Origin of the sequence: Endozoicomonas sp. (assembly GCF_031844845.1) — a bacterium.
Lineage (GTDB): Bacteria > Pseudomonadota > Gammaproteobacteria > Pseudomonadales > Endozoicomonadaceae > Endozoicomonas.
In genome coordinates this window covers 1-10,079 of record NZ_JAVRMB020000192.1, presented here as the reverse complement: position 1 = coordinate 10,079, position 10,079 = coordinate 1, and the positions used below count along the sequence as shown (strand labels likewise).

The window sequence follows — 10,079 nt, the reverse complement described above, 5'->3', positions numbered from 1 at the left end:
TTCCAGCATTGAACGATCAGTTTTTTCAAGTTACTTCTATCGTTAAGTAAGCAGGAAACGATTTCGCTCTCCTGTTTACTCCGATCAGAATGACAACCTTTTATCAAATAATCCAGAAGTTTTCCTGCAGAATCAGTATCTGTTGAATCATTCATATTCAACATACCTGTTAAATAAAATTTGAATATAAGTTTTTGATCCTCAGTTAAAGCAATCTTTTCATCAAGTTTCTTTAAAAGCTTTTGATAAAATAATTTGAACTCCATCAAAGTTTTGGGTCTACCCTCATTCAGTAAGGCTTGGCGGAGATCCGTCGATTTACCTGTTGTTTTTTTACAGAAATTATTCGCATGCACATTTAGACGGGTAACAAAATCCTGACTCTTTAGCAGGATCGGTAATACATCCTTTACCGTAGAATTCCTGTCAGAAAAATTGCCCTGTATTTTCAAAGGCTTTCCAGAGGAATGCAGCTGATTGTATAGCGTCTCCAACGCGGTGACTTCTCTGGAACCCATAACACCTTGAGGAACAGTCTCATACCCTATCCGTCCACTAAAGAAAGCCTCTGTAATAATTCTGCTACATTCTGAAATATCCATGTCACACAAACCTCTTATTCTTTAAATTCAATAATTGGTGCCTTTTTGGTCAGGAATACGTCACAACTGCGTCTGAAGAGCAATTCCTGAAAGCAATTATTCACTCAATATTGAGACAATTTTGAGACAATTTCAGATAACAATAGTTCCCATCAGAATAAGATCCGTATAACTGATTATTCAGCTACAGGCTGGATAGCAGCCACTCCCGACGATTACACGACAACATCTATAACAGGTGCGTTGACGCACTCACATATAACAGGTGCGTTGACGCACTCACAATACTCTCAGAAAAAGAAAACCCTCAGCTATTTTCGCTGGATAAAAAATCGCTATCTCTACCCCTGAAACCCTGGCTATCTTTTGATGCTATGAAGTATCAAATGCCAGTTTCTGGGATTTAGATCCGTGTGCAATTGCCTTAAACAAGGAATCCCAACTATCAATCATCAAGGTAAGGAAAAAACTTGTTATCTTTTTCCATAATCGTTTTCGTGTTGGCTTCGCTGGTTTATTTAAAGCTTTTTGAAATTGTGGGCAAGCCAGTTCCTGAATCTGATCGAAAAGAAAAGCCAGGAATGTAAGGTAGGCGAAATTCGTAGCCAGGTGATATTCGCCATGACCATAGCTGTGCTCAAGTTGATAGCCTTGGTTCTTCAGGGTGTTAAACGTTTGATTCTCAATATGCCATCTACAACGACCTCCTCTCATGACGGATTCAACTGTCTTTTTGGTTAATTCAATATCGGTTACCCAACACCAGACATGCGAATTACCCGCTTTATCAATTTCAATATAATCCAGGACATTGACCTTCTCTGCATCATCCTGCAGATTCAGGGTCACATTATTTGCATAGCGGAATCTATGAGTTGTATTGTTATCTTTATCAACGATGGTATGGTGCTTAACTTCACCCTGCTCATAAAGCTCATTCATGGCCTCAATAAGCGACATATGATTGCCATCTTTTGCGACGATAATATAGTGCCAGCCATACTTCTTGATCAGAGCAATGGTGGGGTTATCAGCGTATAAGCCGTCGAGAAGAATGACTAGTTTTAATCGCGGGTGGTCGTGTTTTACCTGTGCTAGAAAACGTCGGATAGCCGCTTTTTCACAATCATTTTTTGTCGTGCCATCTTGTTTGCAAATGGCTTCGGGTGCTAAAGGAATCACGGTTTTCTGGTTTGGATGGACAATACACCCACCCATAATGTTGTGATAATAGGCTTCATTATTTTTACCTTCATTCATGATGCAACAGTCATCACAACGACAGGTTCCTGAATAAAAAAGACCAGTGCCATCAATAGGAAGGAGGTAATGGTCTTTTAGCTTTCCGTATTTGAATTCAAATCCTTTCAGGGCACCATTACGCTGAACAATGTTGAACAGTTCTTTGAAGGGTTTCTTAAGCTCGGTAGGATCTACAGGGTCAAGAACTTCTCTCATTCTTGTGTCAGAAGGTACTTTACCATCCTTAATATGATAGAGTTTTTCTAGATTATGGCAGCATACCTCGTCGAGTCTTTCCTCATCGAATGCTAACAGCGAATCACACTTTTGATGCATCATAGCAAAAGCAGATTTAGGAAAATTGGCGAATGGAATGGTACTCTGATTGCGACGGTGATCAGTTATTTTTTCAAAGCATTCAGAAACGGTTTTTATAAGATAAGTAGCACTGAATTGCCTGACTTTTTTCTGTATGGCAGTACCCATAAATTGATCCAACGACGATGATTTAGTAAAGATCAATTTTAGTCGATGAATTGTGCGGGTGAGTTTTTATTGCCTCCTCTGTATGCCGTGTGGCAGTGGGGCTCCAGAATTCATCGGAAATTGCTGGCTGGATAGTGGTCAATGCTTTTTCAACATTAAGAATGTTATTCAATGGCTTATGACGGATCGAATGTGATCCGAGCCTGTCAAGAAAGCTTTCCAATACAAAACCTCTGGAGCTCCCTGATAAACAAGAGCCCCAGAAAAACAACCACAAATAGCGGAAAGGCTGGGCAACCCAGCCTTTCCTTATTCCATCACAGCAACAGGAAAACCGTTGCCAGACTGAGAATCAAAGTACCGCCGTAACAGGCTACTTTAACACCCACACCCGGATGAAAACCCAAATCATGAGAACCGTGGTAAAGACGGTGAATACAGGCCCAGTAAGAAGGAACCAGTGCCACCATCAGCGCGATTTTACCAATCCAGCTTTCCAGAAAAAAAGCAGACATCCGTTCATAGGACAGTGCTTCCGCCGGAATAATACCCAAAGGCACTCCAATCCCAACCACAAATATAATGGCCGGAAAGAAAAAGGCGATCGTGGTACCACCGGCACCAAACAGACTCCATAACAGAGGTTCAATATGGCGTTTATTACTCATCATCACCTCTCCCTTAGAGTCCCATGGTGGCCGCAGCCAGAATAATCACTGAAACAACCGCAAGGCCAACGTACATCAGCTTATTAACGATATGATCCTTCACCAGCTTACGGATCTGCTGTGGCAGCACCCGTGGCGTCATATCAAAATAGGTCACCACATGGTAAATGGTCAGACCAAAGGTCACCACGGTGAACAGAATCATCAGCGGGTTTTCCTGCAGGGCCAGCCAGCTGTTCCAGGCATCTTCACCCCGCACCAGCTGTACCAGACCGGCAAACAGGTTCAAGGCATAAAGGCCATCAAAAAAACTGGAGGATTCCCGAACCATATAGTTACGATAGTAAGGATGATCCATAAACCAGGTACGCTTCATGGGGCGCACATAGGGACGACGACTCATCACTTATCTCCTTTGCGTGGCATCAGGAACGAGAGCGCCCAGTCCTGGGTACCCTGCAGCTTGTTCTGGTTGATAGCAGCCGCTGGATCCACGTTCTTCGGGCAGACCTCAGAACAGTAACCAACGAAAGTACAGGACCAGACACCATTCTTGCCCTGGATCACTTCGGTACGCTGGTCATAACCATCGTCACGGCTGTCCAGATTGTAACGATGGCCAAGGGCAATCACCGCAGGTCCGGCAAACAGTGGGTTCAGACCCATCTGTGGACAGGCTGAATAGCAGAGCATGCAGTTAATACACATGGAAAACTGCTTGTACAGACCCAGCTGCTGAGGTGTCTGTTTGTTAATGCCCTCTTCTACCGGCTTCGCCATGGCATTGATGATGTAGGGCTTAACCGATTCCAGTTTCTTGATGAAGTCTTCAGAGTCGATCACCAAATCCTTTTCAATAGGGAAATTGGCCAGCGGCTCAACCCGGATCGGGTTCGGGTAATAATCCCTCAGAAAGGTTTCACAGCCCAGCTTCGGTGTACCGTTGATCACCATGCCACAGCTGCCACACACGGCCATTCGGCAGGACCAGCGATAGGCAAGTGTAGAGTCCAGCTCATCCTTGATATGCTCAAGGGCGTCCAGCATGGACCAGTCTTCTACATAGGGAATGGTAAAAGTACCAAACGTCGGCTTGTCATCGGTTTCCGGGTTGTAGCGCAGAATCTCGATGGTTATTGTTTTATCACTCATGGCTCGTTACTTCCCCTCACCATTTTTCTCCGCAGCCTGCTTCTCGGCTGCTGCGCCATAGACACGCTCTTCAGGCTGAAAACGAGTCACATTGACATCTTCGTATTCCAGACGAGGCTTGGCATCACCATTTAAGAAAGTCACCGAGTGCTTCAGATATTTCTCATCATCACGGGCTTCGAAACCATCAATACGCTGGTGAGCACCACGGGATTCTTTACGCTCAACGCCACCGATTGCCATACATTCGGCAACCATCAGAGAGCTTTGCAGCTCAAAAGCCTGCAGCAGTTCGGTATTGAATACCTTGCTCTTGTCTTCTACCTTGACGTTCTTGAAACGCTCACGCAGCTCAGAGATCTTGTCCAAACCTGCCTGCATCTCTTCGCCAACCCGGTAAATACCAAAGTTGTCTTCCATGGTTTTCACCATTTCATGACGCAGATGGGAAGCTTTTTCGGTACCGTTAGCGTTGCGCAAACTTTCAATACGGGCCAGGTGTGCTTTCGCCTGATCAATCAGCGTGCCCTCATCAGACATCACATTCTGGCTGGCAAAGTCAGCAGCACTTTCACCGGCGACTTTACCGTAAACCACGGTTTCAGCCAGAGAGTTAGAGCCCAGACGGTTAGCGCCATGCATACCCACGCTGGCACACTCACCCGCAGCGAACAGGCCCGCAAGGTCGGTGGCACAATTGATATTGGTTCTGATACCACCCATGGTGTAGTGAACCGCAGGACGCACCGGAATGGGCTGGTGTACCGGATCAACACCCAGATAGTTTTTCGCCAGAGAGCAGATTAACGGCAACCGTTCCATAAGCTTCTGCTCACCCAGATGACGCAGATCCAGATGTACCGCATCACCCAGAGGGGTATCGATAGTCCGGCCTTTACGCTGTTCCTGCCAGAATGCCTGAGAAAGCTTATCCCGTGGACCCAGCTCCATGTATTTGTTTTTGGGCTGACCCACCGGTGTTTCCGGTCCGAGGCCATAGTCCTGCAGATAGCGGTAGCCATCCTTGTTCAGCAGGATACCGCCTTCACCACGACAACCTTCGGTCATCAGAATACCGGAACCGGGCAGACCCGTTGGGTGATACTGGACAAATTCCATATCACGCAAAGGCGCACCCGCTCTCAATGCTATGGCGTGACCATCACCGGTCACAATGGCGCCATTGGTGTTGAAACGGAAAATACGACCAGAGCCGCCTGTTGCCAGTACCACAGACTTGGCCAGAAACACTTTCGGCTCGCCGGTTTTAACTTCAATGGCCACAACGCCCTGAGCACGACCATCTTCCATAATCAGGTCAGTCGCAAAATATTCGTCGTAACGTTCAATCGAAGGGTGCTGGAGAGATGTCTGAAACAGGGTATGCAGCATGTGGAAGCCGGACTTGTCCGCAGCAAACCAGGTACGCTCGATTTTCATACCACCAAAAGCACGAACGTTAACGTTACCATCGTCCTTGCGGTTCCATGGGCAGCCCCAGTGCTCCAGACGGATCATCTCTTCCGTCGCGTGGGAGACAAAATAGTCCACCACATCCTGGTCACACAGCCAGTCACCACCAGCCACGGTGTCGACAAAATGATTTTCCAGAGAGTCATGGTCCTGAACCACACCAGCAGAACCACCTTCGGCTGCAACCGTGTGACTTCGCATGGGATAAACTTTGGAAATCAGTGCTACTTTCAGTTCAGGATTTTTTTCAGCAACGGCAATCGCAGCCCGAAGACCGGCGCCTCCGGCACCGACAATGACTACATCGGCCTTTATGACCTGCATACGCAAACCTCTATTGCCGCTCACCACTATCCCCTGAATGAGTCCAAACAGGGATAACCAGCGAACTGGCTAAATTGAATAATTAGAGAAGGGTTAAAAATCCAGGGATGGAGTTTATAGAACCCCAAAATTAAAGCCATTGACCTGGAACAAAAATAAATCAATATTTCGGAAAAACCATATTCTCAATACGCAGGAATAGGTACAAATACTACAGACAGCAGTATTTATTTTAAGATGTGCGGGTTCATTTTTTAATTAACAACTCCCTTCGCTTTCAGCACTTAATTTACGCAAGAAAACCTATAGCCTGGAAATAAGCTGAGATAAAATGACGATACAACCAAACAAGAAGCAGACAGACATCATAATCTTACCGCCCGGTGCCCTGAATGAATTCTTGTATTCTGTTTTTTTTCTGAGCACATAAACCATTGAGGTGGGTAGCAGTATTGCCAGTATTGCCAGGGCAATTGCCGCGTAGCCCAAAGCTGCAACAAAGCCATCCGGAAACATAATGGCAAAAATGACCGGGGGAATAAAAGTAACCAGAGCGGTTTGAAATCGATGAATTCGGGTATCTGCCCGTTGAAGCAGGTTCGCGAGATAATCAAATAGCCCCAAAGACACACCCAGCACTGAGGTTAACAATGCCAGATCAGAAAACAGATACAATATGGTGTGTATGTCATCATCACTGCTTAATGCAGCAATCAAACGTGCAGTAGCCCCTGATGATTTACTGATTTCCCATAGTGCTGCTTCCGGCAATACTCCCATGACTGCAATCAGCCAAAGTGTATACACGGTTAATGGGATCAATGTAGCCACCAAAAAAATGCGCGGGATATGTTCCAACTGCTTCTTCTGATAGATGATGATGCTGGGGATCCCTCCATGATATCCGAACGAAGTGAAAACAACGGGCAAAGCTGCCATCAGGGATAAGTATTCAACATTTTCCGTATGAACCATACTTTCATAACGCACTGATGGCGCCAGAGAGATCAGTACCAAAATAAAAGCCACAACCATCATGCTGAAAAAAACACGATTAACAAGATCCACAGCACGAGTGCTGTAATAGACAAAAACACCAGCAATCAGGGCAAACAGGATCACACACAATTGAGAGGAAGCCTCAGGAATAGCAACCTGAACAAACTGTGCCAGTAAAGAGCCACCTCCCGAAAAATAAGCGGACATCAATGCATAAAACAGGCCAAGAGGCGCAATAGCAGAGAGAACTTTACCCATCCGCCCCAACGTTCTGCTCGCCATTGTGTACAAGTTACAACCGGGCTTGATGGCTACATTTGCCTCAAAAGCATACAGAGCAGAAATAACGGCAAAGAACGCAGTCACCAGAAAGAGAATGATGACCGGTATCAGGCCGGTACTCGCTGATACCAATGGCAATGCCAGCATGCCTGCGCCTATTGCCGTTCCAGCCAAAATCAACGCACTGCCAATTAGGGAGGAACGACTGGATTCAGACATAAGTGAACACCCTCACTAATTATAAATTCCAGTGATAAAGATAGGGTAATTAAAAGAAGATGCTTACCAATTATGTCCCTGAAGACAAAGTGACCATTCGATGCTGGCTTCGCATTTATAATTTTCGAGCAGAATTGGCCAACCTTTCCGGGGGGGGGGGAACAATTAAGTACCAGGAGCCACAGAAAACCATATGGAAGGATACTTAGGAACTGTCCTTTAATAACGCCCCCATTTCACGCTGCCCGAAAAATCCGGATCCGCTTGTGCTTTTGCGGGCAACGGACAGCGGGTAGCGGACAACGGCCTTAAGGGGTCTTATTGGCTATTTCAGCCTCTCTGGTGCGTGCACCTATCGATTTAAGACTATCAAATCGTTTTTGCAGTGCCATCAGCTGAACATTTACGCTGGCATCAACAACACCAATCTCACTTTCCATAATACAGTCACCTGCGGACAACCGTGGATCAGCGACAAGATCAAGGAAGCCAACGCCTTTGTACTCTGCCAGTATCATGTTCAGACGTGCCTGAACCGCACTGTACTGTGCAGGGGGAATGCGAATGGTTACGTGCTTTTCATTGCGAACATGTTGAAGGGCGTTTTTTACCAGGCTGATGGCCAGCTCTTCCTGATTGAATTCGCCAATGATCTTTTTAACGCCGGACAGCAGAATATTGGCCAGCGTGTCCTCTATATCAGACAAATAGTTGATCGTCCTGCTGACCACTTTCAACATATGCTCAGTCTGTTCTGCCTTACTTTCCGCAATACCGTCCTGATACCCCCGCTTTTTTTCATGTTCATAAGCTTTGCGGGCTTCCTCAACAATGCCCTCTGCCTGCTGCTGGGCAGCCTTAATAATTTCCTGGGCCTCAAGATAAACGACGTAATCATCCGCCTTAAGGACTCTGCAGTTTGGATCCAGTTCAAGCCGGACATTATTCAGGATAACAGGTGCCGCCACTGTCGATTCACCTCTTTATGAGTTTTTACCAGTAACTTCACACACTGAGACTGACTTAACCCTCCCGCTCCCGGAGAGCCAAGTGTCTTCTTCCAGCTACTGGGCATTTTTAAAATAAGCCTTTGTCGAAATGCACCCGGTAAATCAGAAAACGCCGTGGCAATCACCTGCTGACCATTGGCAACCAGATAAGCTTTAAATCGTTCAAGATGCTTCCAGTCAATTAATAGACTGGGTCCAGCCTGTTCTGATGCCCTGCTGATAAACTGTGCCTTTTTCACAGCAAACCGATAGGCCTCATCACCCAGACACTTTTGTAATGCAATACGTTCATCTCTACGTATGACTGAACGAATCGTACCTTCATTCAATACCAACCCAAGATAAAAGGCTAAACGTTCAATTTCTTCAGCACCGGCAAATACGATCCGCTTATCCAGGCGGCCAAAGTCATAGTCATAATTATTCGCAATGCCAAATTTGCTCAGTAAATAACTGGAAAGATTAAACTGTGCAGGCTCACTGGACTTAAGCCCTTTAAGCAACCTGAAATTATCATCCGATTTCAACCAGCTCAGATGAACATAACGAATGGGAAAAAGGTTGAACTCAACCATATGACTGAACAGGCTCACTCCATTATATTCCTTAAAAACATTATTACTGTTCATTCGTCACTTCGCTCTTACCATGCATTACATGATGAAAATGGACTCTTTTTACTGACTATCAGGGCCTTTTTTCCTATTCTTTTTTTTCTTCTTCTGCTCCATCATCCAATAGAAATAGCCACAAGCACCGAGTGCTACTACCAGCAAAAGCAGTAAAGAGTAAACAACCAGTCTGAGGACACCTGCAGAGTTAGGTTTAACATCAACAAATAGCACAGTTTCTGTCGAAGGCCTGGCAAAGCTTCCGGAATTCAAACGCGTGGCAGGAAATAATGAAACCGAGATTTTTTCCAGTGAAAGGCCTTCTATACTGTTGGCCACCAGCGTTTTCACTTTGGGAATTAAACCGGCAAGCTCCAGGTCGGGCGTATATTTGATGAACACAGAAGCAGATGAAGGGTAGTTTACATCCGTCAGACTGTCCTGTTCCTGTGGCAACACAACGTGAACCCGGGCTATTAGCACTCCATCAATCTTTGACAGCGTTGCGGACAGCTCCTGAGACATTGAGTAGGTATAACGGGCTCTTTCTTCCGTAGGCGATGAGATCAGCCCATCTTTAGGAAAAATGTCACCAATCGATGAATACTTCTCTTTTGGAAAGCCAAGGCTGTTCAATACATTAACGGCTCTTGAAACATCGCCCCCATCGATCATGATGGTAACCACTTTATCTTTATCCACCATCTTTTTACTGGGGATATCATTATCGATGAGAATAGCAAGCATTTCATTGCCTTCTCTCTCATCAAGCCCGGAATAAAGTTCAACTTTACAACCCAGCAAAAACAGGCTGATGATAAACAGCAGTGTATATCTATAACTTTGGACAAACCCCTGTTTCATGACGAGGCAACCTTATGGTCGTTTAAATGTAGTGTGCTCTTACTTTTAACGGCCAGCTGCTGAAAAAAATTATGATTTCCAGAATATAGTTTTCAGAGGGATGACTCAGAAGGGGAACTGAAGGAAAACCCTCAGGTTTTCCTTCAG

At 45.5% G+C, this 10,079-nt stretch carries 10 protein-coding genes; all 10 read right to left on the bottom strand.

Annotated elements, in window-relative coordinates; translation table 11 throughout:
- Window positions 1–602 (bottom strand): hypothetical protein (locus RM811_RS10125; RefSeq protein WP_402523608.1); only part of this gene is annotated, 602 nt, incomplete at its 3' end.
- A 372-nt stretch (window positions 603–974) separates the two neighbouring features.
- Window positions 975–2,330: a transposase gene (locus RM811_RS10120; protein ID WP_402523606.1), complete on the bottom strand. Its 1,356-nt coding sequence runs from the start codon at window positions 2,328–2,330 to the stop codon at window positions 975–977.
- 317 nt (window positions 2,331–2,647) lie between these two features.
- The gene (gene frdD, locus RM811_RS10115; RefSeq protein WP_402523603.1) at window positions 2,648–3,001 is read right to left on the bottom strand and encodes a fumarate reductase subunit FrdD; all 354 of its coding nucleotides are present in this window, start codon (window positions 2,999–3,001) and stop codon (window positions 2,648–2,650) included.
- Between the two features lie 10 nt (window positions 3,002–3,011).
- Entirely contained in the window at window positions 3,012–3,401 is a 390-nt protein-coding gene (locus RM811_RS10110) for a hypothetical protein (RefSeq protein WP_402523601.1), read from the bottom strand.
- Window positions 3,401–4,150, bottom strand: a complete 750-nt coding sequence (locus RM811_RS10105; RefSeq protein ID WP_402523599.1) for a succinate dehydrogenase/fumarate reductase iron-sulfur subunit — start codon at window positions 4,148–4,150, stop codon at window positions 3,401–3,403. Before RM811_RS10105 ends, RM811_RS10110 begins: the two co-directional genes overlap by 1 nt.
- A 6-nt stretch (window positions 4,151–4,156) precedes the next feature.
- Entirely contained in the window at window positions 4,157–5,971 is a 1,815-nt protein-coding gene (gene frdA, locus RM811_RS10100) for a fumarate reductase (quinol) flavoprotein subunit (protein WP_402523596.1), read from the bottom strand.
- Between the two features lie 279 nt (window positions 5,972–6,250).
- A complete protein-coding gene (locus RM811_RS10095; RefSeq protein WP_402523595.1) occupies window positions 6,251–7,447 on the bottom strand; it encodes an amino acid permease in 1,197 nt (398 codons plus the stop codon).
- A gap of 308 nt (window positions 7,448–7,755) precedes the next feature.
- Window positions 7,756–8,415 carry an HrpE/YscL family type III secretion apparatus protein gene (locus tag RM811_RS10090; RefSeq protein WP_402523593.1) on the bottom strand — a complete coding sequence of 220 codons (660 nt, stop codon included), beginning with the start codon at window positions 8,413–8,415 and terminating at the stop codon, window positions 7,756–7,758.
- On the bottom strand, window positions 8,394–9,086 hold the full coding sequence (locus tag RM811_RS10085; protein ID WP_402523591.1) for a SctK family type III secretion system sorting platform protein: 693 nt from the start codon (window positions 9,084–9,086) through the stop codon (window positions 8,394–8,396). Before RM811_RS10085 ends, RM811_RS10090 begins: the two co-directional genes overlap by 22 nt.
- A 48-nt stretch (window positions 9,087–9,134) precedes the next feature.
- The gene (gene sctJ, locus RM811_RS10080) at window positions 9,135–9,932 is read right to left on the bottom strand and encodes a type III secretion system inner membrane ring lipoprotein SctJ (protein WP_402523589.1); all 798 of its coding nucleotides are present in this window, start codon (window positions 9,930–9,932) and stop codon (window positions 9,135–9,137) included.
- Window positions 9,933–10,079 lie beyond the last annotated feature (147 nt).

Coding starts and splice junctions, on each gene's coding strand:
- RM811_RS10120 (WP_402523606.1), bottom strand. CDS start 2,330: ATGGGTACTGCCATACAGAAAAAAGTCAGGCAATTCAGTGCTACTTAT.
- frdD (WP_402523603.1), bottom strand. CDS start 3,001: ATGATGAGTAATAAACGCCATATTGAACCTCTGTTATGGAGTCTGTTT.
- RM811_RS10110 (WP_402523601.1), bottom strand. CDS start 3,401: ATGAGTCGTCGTCCCTATGTGCGCCCCATGAAGCGTACCTGGTTTATG.
- RM811_RS10105 (WP_402523599.1), bottom strand. CDS start 4,150: ATGAGTGATAAAACAATAACCATCGAGATTCTGCGCTACAACCCGGAA.
- RM811_RS10095 (WP_402523595.1), bottom strand. CDS start 7,447: ATGTCTGAATCCAGTCGTTCCTCCCTAATTGGCAGTGCGTTGATTTTG.
- RM811_RS10085 (WP_402523591.1), bottom strand. CDS start 9,086: ATGAACAGTAATAATGTTTTTAAGGAATATAATGGAGTGAGCCTGTTC.
- sctJ (WP_402523589.1), bottom strand. CDS start 9,932: ATGAAACAGGGGTTTGTCCAAAGTTATAGATATACACTGCTGTTTATC.